Genomic DNA, 13,622 nt, shown 5'->3' on the forward strand with positions numbered 1-13,622 from the left:
GCGCACATCACGGTGAACAAGAACGCGATCCCGAACGATCCGGAAAAGCCGTTCGTGACGAGCGGCATCCGCCTGGGCTCGCCGGCGATGACGACGCGCGGCTTCGGCACGGCGGAAGCCGAGCAGGTCGGCAACCTGATCGCCGACGTGCTCGAGAACCCGGAAGATGCAGCGACGATCGAGCGCGTGCGCGCGCAAGTGGCCGAGCTGACGAAGCGTTTCCCGGTCTATCGCTGATCCGGCATGCGCTGCCCGTTCTGCCGGCATGAGGACACGCAGGTCGTCGACTCGCGCGTGTCCGAAGATGGCGCCGCGATTCGTCGGCGCCGTCGTTGCTCGGCTTGCGACAAGCGCTTCACGACGTACGAGCGGGTCGAGCTGAACCTGCCGGCCGTCGTGAAGAAGGACGGCAGCCGCACGGAATTCGACCGTCGCAAGATCGTCGCCAGCATGCAACTCGCGCTGCGCAAGCGGCCGGTTGCGGCTGACGCGATCGACGCGGCGGTTGCCCGCATCGAATATCAGCTGCTCGCAACCGGCGAGCGTGAAGTGCGTAGCGAGAAGCTCGGCGAGCTCGTGATGAACGAGCTGCGCGGTCTCGATACGATCGCCTATGTCCGTTTCGCATCGGTTTACCGCCGGTTCGAGGACGTTTCCGAATTTGCCGACGTGATCGAAGAGTTCCGTCGCGCGTCCCCCTCCAAGCCTCCGCGTAAGCGCTGACGCGCTGCGTCCGTTCATCGTCTTCTCCGTGGGTTCAGTTCGCGCCGATTGTGTCGGCTGCGATCGCATGTCGCCAGTCGGCCGTTCGGCCAATGGCGCGCGTTCGCTCGCGTCGCTACAGTCGACGCATCACGTTGACGGAGGGCGATCGCGATGGGACTGCACCGGCAGGGTGTTGAAAAACGCATGCGATGCGGCGGCTTCACGCTCGTCGAGTTGATGGTCGCGATCGCGCTGGCAGCCGCGATCGGACTCTACGCCGCACCCGCATTCGATCAGTGGCGCATGCGCGAACGCGTGGAGGCCCGCGCGCTCGCGCTGCTTGGTGCGCTGTCGTTCGCGCGCACCGAGGCGACGCGTCTCGGCGTGCGTGTCACGCTGTGCAGGGCCGGGCGCGATGGCGACTGCGTGCGGCCCGGCGAGCGGTGCGATCCGGCGGAATGGTCGTGCGGCTGGATCGTCAGCGGGCAGTTCGACGGGCAGCCGCGCGTGCTGCGGCGCTATCCGCGCGATGCCGACGTCGCTATCGCGGGCGCGGCGCACGATCTGGCATTTGCGCCGTCGGCAGGCCAGGTGATCGGCGGGATCCGGCGTTTCGAATTACGTCCGCAGCGTGCGCTGCCCGGCGATGACGCACGCGTATCGCGCTGCATCCGGATCGCGGCGGGCGGTCGGGCACGCGTCGTCGCCGGTCGTTGCGACGCGGCATGACGTGCGCGCGCAAGTCGATGCGCGGCACGTCGCTGCTCGAAGCGGTGCTGGCCATCGCGCTGCTCGCAACCGTGATGCTGGCCGTGGCCGGCAGTCAGCTCACGATGACGCGCGCGCAGCGGGCGACGATCTGGCGTGAACGCGCGCTGTGGCTGGCCGACGCTCGCATCGAGCGCCGGCGCGCGGCGACGGGCGCCGACGACGGCATCGCGGCGCTCGCGGCTGCATCGCTGCCCGGCGGCACGATGACGCTCGACGATGGGCCGGCCGGTGTCCGCTACGTGGTGGTCGGCTGGCGCGACACCAACGCCTACGCGGCGACTTCCACGCGATGTGAAGGTGCGGGCGCTACGGTCAAGCCGGCGTCGTGCGTGCGGATACCGTTTCGGGAGGCCCATGCCGATGCGGACGAACGCTGATCGCCGCAGCCGCGCGCATACGCTGCTCGAAGTGCTGATCGCGATGACCGTCGGCCTGCTCGTGCTTGCCGCGGCCGGTGCGCTGTACCACGCCCAGCGCATCGCGCAGCGGCGCGCGGAAGACGGGTTCCGGATGCGCGATGCGGCCGCGACCGCGCTGATGCTGATCGGCCAGCAGATCCAGATGGCCGGGTTTCGTCCGCTCGATGTCGAAGGGGCGTCATCGCTGCCGCCGGTGTTCGGTTGTTCCGCGGGGCGCGTGCGAGGCGATGGCGCGCAGGTGCGCTGCGAAGCCGTGCGCGCAGCGTCGGATGCGGTGCTGGTTCGGTATGTCGGCGATGCCGTGTCGACGTGGCCGACGGTCGGTGCACAGGTGTCGGATTGTCTCGGGCAGGGTGTCGGCGCTCCCGGTGAGCGGCCGCTCGTGGAAAACCGTTTCGACGCGCATGTCAGCCCGTCGACGGGCGAGCCCGAGTTGTACTGCGAGGGAAGCGGGCGCCTGGGTACGCCGCAGCCTGTCGTGTCCGGCATCGATCAGCTGCGGGTCCGTTACCTGCGTCGCGAAGGCGCGCGGTTCGTCGACGCGGAGGCGATGGGTGCCGGCGACTGGCACGATGTCATCGCCGTGCATGTATGCGTGCGGGCGCGTGGCGAACCGATTGACGGGCCCGCGCGTCATGTCGATTGCGACGGCCGCACGGCCGTTTCGCGGGATGATCGCGCGCATCTGGTGCTGCATCGAATCGTCGCGTTGCGCAATGCCGCGGTCGCCTTCGCGGATCCCGTCCGTGACGCGGCGCAGGACCACGAGGTAGCGCGATGATCCATGCAACCGGATTCGTCGGCGAGCTTGCGATGCGAATCGCGGCCGTCCGCGCAAGGGGGCGCATCGTTGCTTTCTTCGACTCACAGCAAGCGGTGAGGGCCTCATGCTGAGCGGAAGAACGACGCGCGCACGCTTTCCATCCGCCAGCCGCGGCTGGCGTCGCGACGCGGGCCTTGCACTGCCTGCCGTGATCGCTGTCGGCGCGGCGGTCGCCGCGCTGACCGGTACATGGTTCGAATCCGCGCTGACGGAATCGCGCCGCACGCGTGCATTGTCGGACCGGTTGATTGCATTTCACGCGGCCGACGCAGCACTGGCAGCCTGTACTGCGCGATTGCTCCGCGGCGGGGCGCCGTACATGGACGAACCCCTGTCACCCGGCGAGCCGGATGCATGGCGGCGTACGCCCGCGCTGGGCGTCGACGATGCATTCGCGCCGTTCGCCTCCTGGCCGATGGCGGCCCAGCCGCCGCGTTGCCTGATCGAAGCCTGGCGAGGCGTCGGTCCGCAAGGGAGTCGCGCTTACCTCGTCACCGCGCGTGGTGTCGGCGGCCATGCGTCGAGCGTGGTCTGGCTGCAGAGCCAGGTCGCGCTGCGCGACGGACGCATCGTGGCGCAGCGCTGGCGTCGCGTCGCGGCGGTGCATCGATGAAAGCGCCTGGATTGCTGCGCCGGTCGGCGGCGTTCACGTTGCTCGAACTGACGATCGTGCTTGCGATCGTCGCTGTGCTGGCCGCGTGGGGCGTCCCGTCATATCGCGAACATGTCGCGCGCATGCATCGCGCGTCCGCGGTTGCCGCGCTGTATCGCGCCGCTCAATATCTCGAAACGCTCGACGGCCCGGCGCCGCAGACGTTGCCGGACGCATACGCACAGGCACCGCCGGACGGGCAGGCGATTTACCGCGTGGGGCTGAAACGATCGGTCGGCGATGATGCGCAGGTCGTCTACGAACTCGTTGCGAACCCGCTCGAGGCAGGCCCGATGCGTGCCGATGCATGCGGCGCATTCACGCTGCGTTCGGACGGCACGAAAGGCAATACGGGATCGAGCGACGCAGCGTCCGAGACACTGGAGCGGACATGCTGGGGCGTGCGCTGATCGCCCGATTACCCGATCGTCCGATCACGCACGGAAAACGCGCACCGCCGGATGGCCGTGCACGCCCGTCGTTGCGTATCAGTCGTCGTTCGCGGCCATTGCGCGTTCATCGCGCGACTGTTTCCAGATCCGGTAGAACTCCCACGCGGCGAAGCCGACGGTGCCCCACTTCAGCGCGGGGCCCGCGCTCGCGCGCAGCAGCGATCGAATGGGTTTCGCCAGCACGAGCGACGCGAGCGAACTCAGCATCGGATACTGGTTGACGAGCTGGCCGAGGTTCGCGTTCAGGTTCTTGGCGGACTGGCTCAACTTGCCGCTCGACAGGCCGGGGATGAACACCTTGAGCCAGCTGAAGCGCGTGACGGCGTGGCGCATTTCGGCGGCGGCTTCGGTAAGCTCGAGCCGCTCGACCTCGGATCGCAGGATCAGCAATTCCTTGCGGAGCGCGCGATGCTGCGACGCGCTCCACTTCGATCGCGACGAATGGGGGCGGGGCGAGTGGCCCGTGACGTTCTGGCTCATGGCGCGTCGGCGAAGTAGGTGAGAGGGGTGAACGCGACTGCGTTCACGGCCTGCCGCGGAAAGCCTCGCGGTCTTTCTCGAGCTCGGCGAGCGTTGCTTCGAACACGGTCGGCGCCTCGCGCAGGCCCGTGCGCGCCTTCAGCGCACATGCGATACCGGCGATCGCGTACAGCGCGGTGATGACCGCGAGCGATTGCCACCGGTAGGTGTCCCAGAACGCGATCGTGACGAGCACGGTCAGGCTGATGAGCGCCATCGTCGCGAGCATCATGGCCGCGAGCCCGAGGAACAGCACGCCCATCAGGCGTTCCTTCTCCTCGGCGAGTTCGATGCCGACCAGTTCGAGGCGCGTCTGCAGCAGGCCGATCGCGGAGCCGACGAAGCGGCGCAACGGTCCCTGGCCGGACGGCTGCGAGTGGGTGTCTGTCGTCATGAATAAGGCGCTTGCGCGCGCAGTGAGCGTCTAGGTCAAAGCTGGCCGGCGGCGAACCGCCGGCCGGCTTCGGCGCCCATGTGCCGCACCGGGCGGCGCATGGGGCGGAACGGCGCCGAGCGCGTTACTTGCGGTTGATCAGCAGGCCGATCAGCACACCGACGCCGGCGGCGACGCCGATCGACGTCCACGGATGCTCGTGCACGTAGTCGTCGGTCGCGCGTGCGGCCTTCTTGCCTTTCTCGACCACCACGACCTGGACGTCGGTTGCCTTTTCCTTGGCCTGCTTCAGGCGCGACAGGGCTTTTTCGCGCAGTTCGGCCGCACGGTCGCCCGTGCTGCTCGCCGCTTGCTTGAGCAGATCCTCGGCGTCCGCGAGAACGGTTTTGATATCCGACATCAGTTTCTCCTTGTTGATTTCCGACATTGCAACTCCCTTCATGCTGTCATGCTGCAGGTTCACATCCTAGCGAAACGCCTGCCCGCTGGCGAGCCGGGACAAATAAACGGCGGCAGTGCAAGACTGCATGGTAAACGACTCGTAATCGTCAACAGAGCTTCAGACGATACGAAAAGTTTCCCTGGGCGCCATTCGTGCCGCGCCGCCACCCGGCAAAAATGACAAAAAAGTATGAATATCAAACGTAATAATCGTTCGCATGTCTCATTGCTTCCCGTAAGCTGATGGACTGTCCCGCGCCATCCAGCGCGCGGTTTCAACCAGCATCGTTCGAGGAGGGAACATCATGAGTCTGCGTCTTGGCGACATCGCACCGGATTTCGAGCAGGAATCGAGCCTGGGCCCCATCAAGTTTCACGAGTGGCTGGGCGACAGCTGGGGTGTCCTGTTCTCGCACCCGGCCGATTACACGCCGGTGTGCACGACTGAACTCGGGCTGACCTCGAAGCTGAAGGGCGAATTCGAGAAACGCAACGTGAAGGTGATCGCGCTGTCGGTCGACGGCGTCGAATCGCACAAGGGCTGGATCAACGACATCAACGAAACGCAGTCGACCGTGGTCGGTTTCCCGATCATCGCCGACGCGGACCGCAAGGTTTCGCAGCTGTACGACATGATCCACCCGAACGCGAACGAAACGCTGACGGTGCGCTCGCTGTTCGTGATCGACCCGAACAAGAAGGTGCGGCTCACCATCACCTATCCGGCCAGCACCGGCCGTAACTTCGACGAAGTGTTGCGCGTGATCGACTCGCTGCAGCTGACCGACAATTACAAGGTCGCGACGCCCGGCAACTGGAAGGACGGCGACGACGTCGTGATCGTGCCGTCGCTGCAGGATCCGGAAGAGCTGAAGAAACGCTTCCCGAAGGGTTTCAACGCCGTGCGGCCGTACCTGCGCCTCACGCCGCAGCCGAACAAGTAAGGAGCGGCTGCCGCATCGGCGCCGCGTGACGAACGCGCGTCGATGAAAACGGCCCGCCCGGCAGCGATGCCGGGCGGGCCGTGTCGTTTCAGCGGCGACGATGCGGCGCGAAGGGCGCCGCGCCGCGCATCAGAATGATCAGAAGAATGCCTGGATGCCCGTCTGGGCGCGGCCGAGGATCAGCGCATGGATGTCGTGCGTGCCTTCGTACGTATTCACCACTTCGAGGTTCACGAGGTGGCGCGCGACGCCGAATTCGTCCGAGATGCCGTTGCCGCCGAGCATGTCGCGCGCGAGCCGCGCGATGTCGAGTGCCTTGCCGCACGAGTTGCGCTTCATGATCGACGTGATCTCGACGGCCGCCGTGCCTTCGTCCTTCATCCGGCCGAGACGCAGCACGCCTTGCAGGCCGAGCGTGATTTCGGTCTGCATGTCGGCGAGCTTCTTCTGGATCAGCTGGTTCGCGGCGAGCGGGCGGCCGAACTGCTTGCGGTCGAGCACGTACTGGCGCGCGGTGTGCCAGCAGGACTCGGCTGCGCCGAGCGCGCCCCAGGCGATCCCGTAGCGCGCCGAGTTCAGGCACGTGAACGGGCCGCGCAGGCCGCTCACGTCGGGCATCAGGTTCTCTTCGGGCACGAACACTTCGTCGAGGACGATCTCGCCGGTGATCGACGCACGCAGCCCGACCTTGCCGTGGATCGCCGGCGCCGACAGTCCCTTCCAGCCCTTCTCGAGAATGAAGCCGCGGATCGCGTCCTTGCCGTTTTCTTCCAGTTTCGCCCACACGACGAACACGTCGGCGATCGGCGAGTTGGTGATCCACATCTTCGCGCCGGACAGCGAATAGCCGCCGGGCACCTTCTTCGCGCGCGTGACCATGCTGCCCGGGTCGGAGCCGTGGTTCGGCTCGGTCAGCCCGAAGCAGCCGATCCATTCGCCGCTCGCGAGCTTCGGCAGGTATTTCTGCTTCTGCGCGTCCGAGCCGAATTCGTGGATCGGCACCATCACGAGCGACGACTGCACGGACATCATCGAGCGGTAGCCGGAGTCGACGCGCTCGACTTCGCGCGCGATCAGCCCGTAGCTCACGTAATTGAGACCGGGGCCGCCGTATTCTTCAGGAATCGTCGGGCCGAGCAGGCCGATCTCGCCCATCTCGCGGAAGATCTCGGCGTCGGTGCGCTCATGGCGGAACGCTTCGGTCACGCGCGGCGCGAGCTTGTCCCGTGCGTACGCGTGCGCGGCATCGCGCACCATCCGCTCTTCTTCGGTCAGTTGCTGGTCGAGCAGCAGCGGATCGTCCCAATGAAAGGTTGCAGCAGCCATCGTTTCATCTCCTGTCGGCCCCGGGTTGGCGCTTCGCCGCCTGGCCCGATGTCTAAAGTTCGCTTGACTCAGGTTCCGCTGTGCGGAACAATGTTTTGCAAAACGAACCCAGTGTAGCATCAGATGACGCTTTCAACCATCGACGAAACCACGATCGACGAACGCAAGTTCGTCGTTGCGCTCGCGCGCGGGCTCGACCTGCTGCGCGCCTTCCGGCCCGGCGAGACGATGCTCGGCAATCGCGACTTCGCGGAGCGCACCGGGCTGCCGAAGGCGACGGTGAACCGGCTCGCCTACACGCTGACCGTGCTCGGCTACCTGCGCTACGACGAGACGCTCGGAAAGTATGCGCTCGACGCCGGCGTGCTGTCGCTCGGCTACGCGCTGCTGTCCGGCTCGGGCACCCTCGATCTCGCGCGGCCGCACATGCAGGCGCTCGCGCGCGAGATCGGCGCGGCCGTGTCGCTCGGCTGCCGGGACGGGCTCGACATGATCTATCTGGAGACGATCCGCAGCGAAACGGCGCTGACGCTCGGGCTGGCGCCCGGCTCGCGGCTGTCGATGCTGACGAGCTCGATGGGGCGCGCGTACCTGGCCGTGCAGCCGGAGGACGTGCGCCGCGCGCTCTACGCGGATCTGCACCGGGCGGCGGGCGGCGCGGCCGACGCGGATGCGCTCGTCGCGGCCGCACAGGACGCGGTGGCCGAATTCTCCGCGGGCGGATGCTGTTATTCGTTCCGCGCGTGGCACATGGACGTGAACGCGGCGGCCGTGCCGTTTCGCGAGCCGCGCGAGGGGCGCTGGCTGATCCTGAGCTGCAGCGGGCCTGCGTCGTCGATGGACGAGGACGTGTTCCGCACGCAGGTCGGGCCGAAGCTGAAGGCGCTCGCGCAGCGGCTCGGGCAGACGGTCTGAAACGGGCCCTGCGCGGCGTGTCGCCGGGGCGCCCGGGCACGCGAGCGGGCGCTGCCGCCGGTTGCACCGCGCGCGAACCGCGCTCATCATCGTCCACCTGCTTCCCGACGCTGACGAGGTTCGCGATGTCACACCCGGAAACCCTGGAAGGCGGTTGCGCATGCGGGGCGATCCGCTACCGGATCGCCGGCGTTCCGACCGATGCGGGCTTTTGCCATTGCCGGCTCTGCCAGCGCACGACGGGCGCGGCGGTCGTCGCGTCGGCCTCGGTGCCGATCGACGCATTCGAGTATGTGCAGGGTGAGCCGACGGTCTATGCGTCGAGCGCGTGGGGCGAGCGGCGCTTTTGCGGCCGCTGCGGCGCGCAGCTCGAGTACCGGCTGGCGAATGCGCCGACGACCGTGGAAATCAACTACGCAACGCTCGACGAGCCGGCGCGGCTGCGTCCCGCATGGCATGTCTGGTACGGGGATCGTTTCCCGGGTATCGAGGTCGACGACGATCTGCCGAAGTACGCTGACGGCGGAAGAGCGTAGGCGGCGGCCATCGAGGCCGACGCGGCGACACGGCCGCGCGAACGTGCTCAACGCAGCTCCGATCTTTGCGCGTGATGAATCAGGCACCGGCTGCCGTTCGGCATCGCGTCACGAACGATCGTACCGACCTCCCGATCCCCGCCGCAACCCGCTCGCTGAATCGAATCCACGATCCTGCGCGGCGCGCTCCACGCGCCGGCTGCTCCCGCACGCCGGCAGCCACACCGCCAATCAGGCCGTGACGACCTTCGCGAACACCGGCCCCTGCATGAACCGCACGTCGTGCTGGCGCAGCAGCTCGCACTGCGTCTCGTCGACGACGCCGTCGAAAATCAGCGGAATCCGCACGCGCTGCGCATACGCGACCAGCGCCTTCACCATCCCGTCGCGCAGCGCGATGCCTGCATCCATCTTGATGTAGTCGGGCCGCGCCATCTCCGATTCGACCGCGAGGATCCGGCCCGGGTCGGGCAGCTTGTCGGCGACCTTGAAGCCGTGATGCTGGTAGCTGCGCGTCAGGTAGCCGAGGAAGGTCTTGTGCGCGACCGCGACGGCCGGCAGCTCGATCACGATCCGCTCGGTCGGCAGCCCGAAGCGCTGCAGCACCGACGAGAAATGCTTGCCGTGGTCGTACTTCACGCTCTTGAGCAGCCGTTCGTGCACGCGCAGGAACAGCAGCCCGTGACGTTGCGCGCCGAAGAAGTTGATCGCGTGCAGCGCGCGCGACAGCCGGTCGATCGCGACGAGTGTCTGGTCGTCGACGGCCGAATCGACCGGGTCGTGCGGCGTGCCCGTGACCAGCGTGACGGCCTGGAAGCCGAGTTCGTCGCCGTAGCGCTCGATCGCGTCCGCGAACGACGTCGACTGCGGCGCGCCGGGCATCGTCACGTCGTAGATCGGTTCATAGGCGCTCGCGAGCGTGCGCTCCGGCAGATTGGCGCACGCGGTGCCGCCCTCGGCGAGCGCAAGGTGTTCCCGCAGATACGGCAGTTGCCCGGCACGGACGACCAGCTCGGGAATGTTGGGCGGAATCATCGGCGTGGGAAGGAAAAAATGGCGGCCGAAAGGGCCGCCTCATCTCTCGATATTAGCAGCGCGAGCCCGGCTCGGCTTGGCGTTTCGCTCATATGGTTATCCCGTTCCGGAACCGGCGGCTAGGGTTTACGTTGATTTCACTATTCGTAATTGGTTTTACTATTCGTAAATCCAAGAATGTGTCGCCGATCAAGAAAAGCGGCGTTCGGGCGCCCGCAGCGGTGCCGTTTCCCGAATCGGATCAACAGGAAGCAAGGAGCGAGACGTGGCGGTTGACAGGAAGTGGACGGAACAGGGCGGGCCGCGGCGGCGGCGGGCAACGGGCATGAGCGGAACGACGGTGCGCGCGCCGGCATGCGCACGGCAGGGTTGAGGAGCGGATGGCGACCATGAGCATCGATTACCAGACGCTGAAGTTCGACTACCGGCCGCGCGCGACGCGCGCCGCCGGCGATGACGCGACCCTCCACCCGGTGATCGTCGTCGGCGCGGGCCCGGTGGGCCTGTCGGCCGCGATCGACCTGGCGCAGCAGGGTGTGCCGGTCGTGCTGCTCGACGACGACGACACCCTGTCGACGGGCTCGCGCGCGATCTGTTTCGCGAAGCGCACGCTCGAGATCTTCGACCGGCTCGGCTGCGGCGAGCGCTTCGTCGACAAGGGCGTGAGCTGGCATGTAGGCAAGGTCTTCCTGCAGGACGAACAGCTGTATGCGTTCGACCTGCTGCCGGAGGAAGGCCACGCGCGTCCCGCGTTCATCAACCTGCAGCAGTACTACGTCGAAGGCTATCTGGCCGAGCGCGCGTTCGCGCTGCCCAACCTCGACATTCGCTGGAAGCACAAGGTGACGGGTGTCGCGCAATCGGCGGAACACGCCACGCTCACCGTCGAGACGCCCGAAGGGATCGAGACGCTGCGCGCGCAATACGTGATCGCGGCCGACGGCTCGCGCAGCCCGATGCGCGCGGCGATGGGCCTCGAGAGCCGCGGCCGCACGTTCAAGGACCGCTTCCTGATCGCCGACGTGAAGATGAAGGCGGAATTCCCGACCGAACGCTGGTTCTGGTTCGATCCGCCGTTCCATCGCAACCAGTCGGTGCTGCTGCACCGCCAGCCCGACAACGTGTGGCGCATCGACTTCCAGCTCGGCTGGGACGCCGATCCGGTCGCCGAGAAGCAGCCGGAACGCGTGATCCCGCGCGTGCGCGCGCTGCTCGGGCCGGACGTCGAGTTCGAGCTCGAATGGGTGAGCGTCTATACGTTCCGCTGCCAGCGGATGGACACGTTCCGTCACGGCCGCGTGCTGTTCGCGGGCGATTCCGCGCACGGCGTGTCGCCGTTCGGTGCGCGCGGCGCGAACAGCGGCGTGCAGGACGCGGACAACCTCGCGTGGAAGCTGAAGCTCGTGCTCGACGGCCGCGCGCACGACCGCCTGCTCGACACCTACGCGAGCGAGCGCGAGTTCGCGGCCGACGAGAACATCCGCAATTCGACGCGCTCGACCGATTTCATCACGCCGAAGAGCGCGGTGTCGCGCGTGTTCCGCGACGCGACACTGAAGCTTGCGCGCGACTGCGAATTCGCGCGCAAGCTCGTGAACAGCGGCCGCCTGTCGGTGCCTGCCGTGCTGACCGATTCGCCGCTGAACACGCCGGACCGCAACGGCGACGCGTTCGCGTGCGCGATGCGGCCGGGCGCGGCGGCGGCCGATGCGCCGGTGCGCGCGCAGGGTGCGTCCGGCTGGCTGCTGCGGCATCTGGGCGACGGCTTCGCGGGCATGCTGTTCGGGCTGCCGGGCGACGCCGCCGCGCTCGCGCAGGCGCTCGACGGCCTCGCGCTGCCGGTGCGGCCGGTGCTGGTCGTGCCGGCCGGGCACGCGCAACCGGTGGCCGGCGTCGACGTCGTGGAGGACGTCGACGGTTTCGTCGCGCAACGCTACGACGCGAAGCCCGGCACGTTCTACCTGCTGCGTCCCGACCAGCACGTCTGCGCACGGATGCGCACGCTCGAGCGCCAGGCGATCGCCGACGCACTGGCGCGCGGGACCTGCGCACGCGCAACCGCGCATTGACCACGACAACGATACCGGAGACACCCGTCATGCCCCGACTCGACACCCGCCCGCGCCTGGCCGATCCGGACGCGTTCTACGAAGCGCTGATCGACATGCATCGCGACCTGTCGGACGCCGACAGCCAGCTCGTCAACGCGAAGCTGATCCTGCTGCTCGCGAACCAGATCGGCGACGCCGACGTGCTGCGCGAAGCGATGGCGCTCGCGCGCCAGGGCGTGACGCCGCCCGTGCATCCGGCCGCCGAGGCGGCGCAATGAGCGCGGCGCCGGCCGACGCGCGCGTGCTCGAAGTCGAGCGCGTGATCGACGACACGCATCGCCCGGGCTTTCACTGGATGCTGCTCGTGTTGTGCGGGCTGTGTCTCGTGATCGACGGCTTCGATGCGCAGGCGATGGGGTATGTCGCGCCGAGCGTGATCGCCGAATGGGGCGTGCCGAAGCAGGCGCTCGGGCCCGTGTTCAGCGCGAGCCTGTTCGGGATGCTGCTCGGCGCGCTCGGGCTGTCGGTGCTGGCCGACCGGATCGGGCGGCGCCCGGTGCTGATCGGCTCGACGCTGTTCTTCGCGGTGACGATGCTCGCGACGCCGTTCGCGGGTTCGATCCCGGTGCTGATGGCGCTGCGCTTCGTCACGGGCCTCGGCCTCGGCTGCATCATGCCGAACGCGATGGCGCTGGTCGGCGAGTTCAGCCCGGCCGCCCATCGCGTGAAGCGGATGATGATCGTGTCGTGCGGCTTCACGCTCGGCGCCGCGCTCGGCGGCTTCATCAGCGCCGCGCTGATTCCGGCGCTCGGCTGGCGCTCGGTGTTCTTCGTCGGCGGCGCGGTGCCGCTGGTGCTGACGCTCGCGATGTTCGCGCGGCTGCCCGAATCGCTGCAGTTCCTGGTGCTGAAAGGGCGCGACGCGCAGGCACGCGCCTGGCTCGCGCGCTTCGCGCCGCAGGCCGGCATCGACGCGAACACGCGCCTCGTCGTGCGCGAGCGCGCGGCGAGCGGCGCGCCGGTCGCCGAGCTGTTCCGTCATGGCCGCCTGCCGGTCACGCTGCTGCTGTGGGCAATCAGCTTCATGAACCTGATCGACCTGTACTTCCTGTCGAACTGGCTGCCGACGGTGATGCGCGACGCGGGCTATTCGCCGGGCACGGCGGTGATCGTCGGCACTGTGCTGCAGACGGGCGGCGTGATCGGCACGCTGTCGCTCGGCTGGTTCATCGAACGCTACGGCTTCGTGCGCGTGCTGTTCGCGTGCTTCGCATGCGCGGCCGTGTCGGTGGGGCTGATCGGCTCGGTCGCGCATGCGCTGCCGTGGCTGCTGCTCGTCGTGTTCGCGGGCGGGTTCTGCGTGGTCGGCGGGCAGCCGGCCGTGAACGCGCTCGCGGGCCAGTATTACCCGACATCGCTGCGCTCGACCGGCATTGGCTGGAGCCTCGGCATTGGCCGGATCGGCTCGGTGCTCGGGCCGCTCGTCGGCGGACAACTGATTGCGCTCAACTGGACCAACGGCGCGCTGTTCCATGCGGCCGCGGTGCCCGTGCTGTGCTCGGCGCTGTTCGTGCTGGGCCTGGCCGGCGTCACGCGGCGCAGCGGGGCGCAGGCGCCGAACGCCGCCTTGAATTGATGG

General features: G+C 67.8%; 17 protein-coding genes and 1 pseudogene. 13 read left to right on the forward strand and 5 right to left on the reverse strand.

Annotated features, from left to right (window positions below):
• The 7 genes and pseudogenes from glyA to DIE16_RS24530 all read left to right on the forward strand — a co-directional run.
• Nucleotides 1-237 (forward strand): annotated as a pseudogene (glyA, locus tag DIE16_RS24500) (serine hydroxymethyltransferase); the annotation flags it as partial.
• A 6-nt stretch (nucleotides 238-243) separates the two neighbouring features.
• Nucleotides 244-723, forward strand: coding sequence for a transcriptional regulator NrdR (gene nrdR / locus DIE16_RS24505; RefSeq protein ID WP_006760615.1), 480 nt, complete (start codon nucleotides 244-246; stop codon nucleotides 721-723).
• Between the two features lie 153 nt (nucleotides 724-876).
• Nucleotides 877-1,434: a GspH/FimT family pseudopilin gene (locus DIE16_RS24510; protein WP_044844096.1), complete on the forward strand. Its 558-nt coding sequence runs from the start codon at nucleotides 877-879 to the stop codon at nucleotides 1,432-1,434.
• Entirely contained in the window at nucleotides 1,431-1,853 is a 423-nt protein-coding gene (locus DIE16_RS24515) for a hypothetical protein (protein WP_124893566.1), read from the forward strand. The genes DIE16_RS24510 and DIE16_RS24515 overlap by 4 nt, the downstream gene beginning before the upstream one ends.
• Entirely contained in the window at nucleotides 1,837-2,676 is an 840-nt protein-coding gene (locus DIE16_RS24520; protein ID WP_124893567.1) for a PilW family protein, read from the forward strand. The genes DIE16_RS24515 and DIE16_RS24520 overlap by 17 nt, the downstream gene beginning before the upstream one ends.
• A gap of 106 nt (nucleotides 2,677-2,782) precedes the next feature.
• Nucleotides 2,783-3,331 carry a pilus assembly protein gene (locus DIE16_RS24525; protein WP_124488706.1) on the forward strand — a complete coding sequence of 183 codons (549 nt, stop codon included), beginning with the start codon at nucleotides 2,783-2,785 and terminating at the stop codon, nucleotides 3,329-3,331.
• Nucleotides 3,328-3,780, forward strand: coding sequence for a type IV pilin protein (locus DIE16_RS24530; RefSeq protein WP_124893568.1), 453 nt, complete (start codon nucleotides 3,328-3,330; stop codon nucleotides 3,778-3,780). Before DIE16_RS24525 ends, DIE16_RS24530 begins: the two co-directional genes overlap by 4 nt.
• Nucleotides 3,781-3,858: 78 nt before the next feature.
• Here the strand turns inward: DIE16_RS24530 and DIE16_RS24535 are convergent, their stop codons facing one another.
• From DIE16_RS24535 to DIE16_RS24545, 3 genes are all read right to left on the reverse strand, one after another.
• A complete protein-coding gene (locus DIE16_RS24535; RefSeq protein WP_124893569.1) occupies nucleotides 3,859-4,302 on the reverse strand; it encodes a DUF3318 domain-containing protein in 444 nt (147 codons plus the stop codon).
• A 43-nt stretch (nucleotides 4,303-4,345) separates the two neighbouring features.
• Entirely contained in the window at nucleotides 4,346-4,735 is a 390-nt protein-coding gene (locus tag DIE16_RS24540) for a phage holin family protein (RefSeq protein WP_124893570.1), read from the reverse strand.
• A gap of 124 nt (nucleotides 4,736-4,859) precedes the next feature.
• On the reverse strand, nucleotides 4,860-5,162 hold the full coding sequence (locus tag DIE16_RS24545; RefSeq protein WP_044844101.1) for a YqjD family protein: 303 nt from the start codon (nucleotides 5,160-5,162) through the stop codon (nucleotides 4,860-4,862).
• A 319-nt stretch (nucleotides 5,163-5,481) separates the two neighbouring features.
• On the opposite strand from DIE16_RS24545, the gene DIE16_RS24550 reads away from it, so the two are divergent.
• Entirely contained in the window at nucleotides 5,482-6,120 is a 639-nt protein-coding gene (locus DIE16_RS24550) for a peroxiredoxin (protein ID WP_034182833.1), read from the forward strand.
• Between the two features lie 138 nt (nucleotides 6,121-6,258).
• On the opposite strand, the gene DIE16_RS24555 is transcribed toward DIE16_RS24550, so the two are convergent.
• A complete protein-coding gene (locus DIE16_RS24555; protein ID WP_044844102.1) occupies nucleotides 6,259-7,446 on the reverse strand; it encodes an acyl-CoA dehydrogenase in 1,188 nt (395 codons plus the stop codon).
• A gap of 123 nt (nucleotides 7,447-7,569) precedes the next feature.
• Between DIE16_RS24555 and DIE16_RS24560 the strand changes: the two genes are divergently transcribed.
• Complete coding sequence (locus tag DIE16_RS24560) at nucleotides 7,570-8,361, forward strand: IclR family transcriptional regulator (protein WP_044844103.1); 792 nt, start codon at nucleotides 7,570-7,572, stop codon at nucleotides 8,359-8,361.
• A 125-nt stretch (nucleotides 8,362-8,486) separates the two neighbouring features.
• Nucleotides 8,487-8,897, forward strand: coding sequence for a GFA family protein (locus DIE16_RS24565; protein ID WP_124893571.1), 411 nt, complete (start codon nucleotides 8,487-8,489; stop codon nucleotides 8,895-8,897).
• Nucleotides 8,898-9,128: 231 nt separating this feature from the next.
• Here the strand turns inward: DIE16_RS24565 and DIE16_RS24570 are convergent, their stop codons facing one another.
• A complete protein-coding gene (locus tag DIE16_RS24570; RefSeq protein ID WP_044844104.1) occupies nucleotides 9,129-9,932 on the reverse strand; it encodes an EAL domain-containing protein in 804 nt (267 codons plus the stop codon).
• A gap of 380 nt (nucleotides 9,933-10,312) precedes the next feature.
• Here DIE16_RS24570 and DIE16_RS24580 point away from each other — a divergent pair, with 380 nt between their 5' ends.
• The 3 genes from DIE16_RS24580 to DIE16_RS24590 are packed head-to-tail and all read left to right on the forward strand — an operon-like array spanning nucleotide 10,313 to nucleotide 13,619.
• Nucleotides 10,313-12,001 (forward strand): FAD-dependent oxidoreductase, encoded by a 1,689-nt coding sequence (locus DIE16_RS24580; protein ID WP_124893572.1) that lies wholly within the window; start codon nucleotides 10,313-10,315, stop codon nucleotides 11,999-12,001.
• A gap of 29 nt (nucleotides 12,002-12,030) precedes the next feature.
• Nucleotides 12,031-12,261 (forward strand): DUF2783 domain-containing protein, encoded by a 231-nt coding sequence (locus DIE16_RS24585; protein WP_044844106.1) that lies wholly within the window; start codon nucleotides 12,031-12,033, stop codon nucleotides 12,259-12,261.
• Nucleotides 12,258-13,619: an MFS transporter gene (locus DIE16_RS24590; RefSeq protein ID WP_124488712.1), complete on the forward strand. Its 1,362-nt coding sequence runs from the start codon at nucleotides 12,258-12,260 to the stop codon at nucleotides 13,617-13,619. Before DIE16_RS24585 ends, DIE16_RS24590 begins: the two co-directional genes overlap by 4 nt.
• Nucleotides 13,620-13,622: the final 3 nt, after the last annotated feature.

This window comes from Burkholderia sp. Bp9090, from assembly GCF_003857985.1.
Taxonomy (GTDB): Bacteria; Pseudomonadota; Gammaproteobacteria; order Burkholderiales; family Burkholderiaceae; genus Burkholderia.

Coding starts and splice junctions, on each gene's coding strand:
- nrdR (WP_006760615.1), top strand. CDS start 244: ATGCGCTGCCCGTTCTGCCGGCATGAGGACACGCAGGTCGTCGACTCG.
- DIE16_RS24510 (WP_044844096.1), top strand. CDS start 877: ATGGGACTGCACCGGCAGGGTGTTGAAAAACGCATGCGATGCGGCGGC.
- DIE16_RS24515 (WP_124893566.1), top strand. CDS start 1,431: ATGACGTGCGCGCGCAAGTCGATGCGCGGCACGTCGCTGCTCGAAGCG.
- DIE16_RS24520 (WP_124893567.1), top strand. CDS start 1,837: ATGCGGACGAACGCTGATCGCCGCAGCCGCGCGCATACGCTGCTCGAA.
- DIE16_RS24525 (WP_124488706.1), top strand. CDS start 2,783: ATGCTGAGCGGAAGAACGACGCGCGCACGCTTTCCATCCGCCAGCCGC.
- DIE16_RS24530 (WP_124893568.1), top strand. CDS start 3,328: ATGAAAGCGCCTGGATTGCTGCGCCGGTCGGCGGCGTTCACGTTGCTC.
- DIE16_RS24535 (WP_124893569.1), bottom strand. CDS start 4,302: ATGAGCCAGAACGTCACGGGCCACTCGCCCCGCCCCCATTCGTCGCGA.
- DIE16_RS24540 (WP_124893570.1), bottom strand. CDS start 4,735: ATGACGACAGACACCCACTCGCAGCCGTCCGGCCAGGGACCGTTGCGC.
- DIE16_RS24545 (WP_044844101.1), bottom strand. CDS start 5,162: ATGTCGGAAATCAACAAGGAGAAACTGATGTCGGATATCAAAACCGTT.
- DIE16_RS24550 (WP_034182833.1), top strand. CDS start 5,482: ATGAGTCTGCGTCTTGGCGACATCGCACCGGATTTCGAGCAGGAATCG.
- DIE16_RS24555 (WP_044844102.1), bottom strand. CDS start 7,446: ATGGCTGCTGCAACCTTTCATTGGGACGATCCGCTGCTGCTCGACCAG.
- DIE16_RS24560 (WP_044844103.1), top strand. CDS start 7,570: ATGACGCTTTCAACCATCGACGAAACCACGATCGACGAACGCAAGTTC.
- DIE16_RS24565 (WP_124893571.1), top strand. CDS start 8,487: ATGTCACACCCGGAAACCCTGGAAGGCGGTTGCGCATGCGGGGCGATC.
- DIE16_RS24570 (WP_044844104.1), bottom strand. CDS start 9,932: ATGATTCCGCCCAACATTCCCGAGCTGGTCGTCCGTGCCGGGCAACTG.
- DIE16_RS24580 (WP_124893572.1), top strand. CDS start 10,313: ATGGCGACCATGAGCATCGATTACCAGACGCTGAAGTTCGACTACCGG.
- DIE16_RS24585 (WP_044844106.1), top strand. CDS start 12,031: ATGCCCCGACTCGACACCCGCCCGCGCCTGGCCGATCCGGACGCGTTC.
- DIE16_RS24590 (WP_124488712.1), top strand. CDS start 12,258: ATGAGCGCGGCGCCGGCCGACGCGCGCGTGCTCGAAGTCGAGCGCGTG.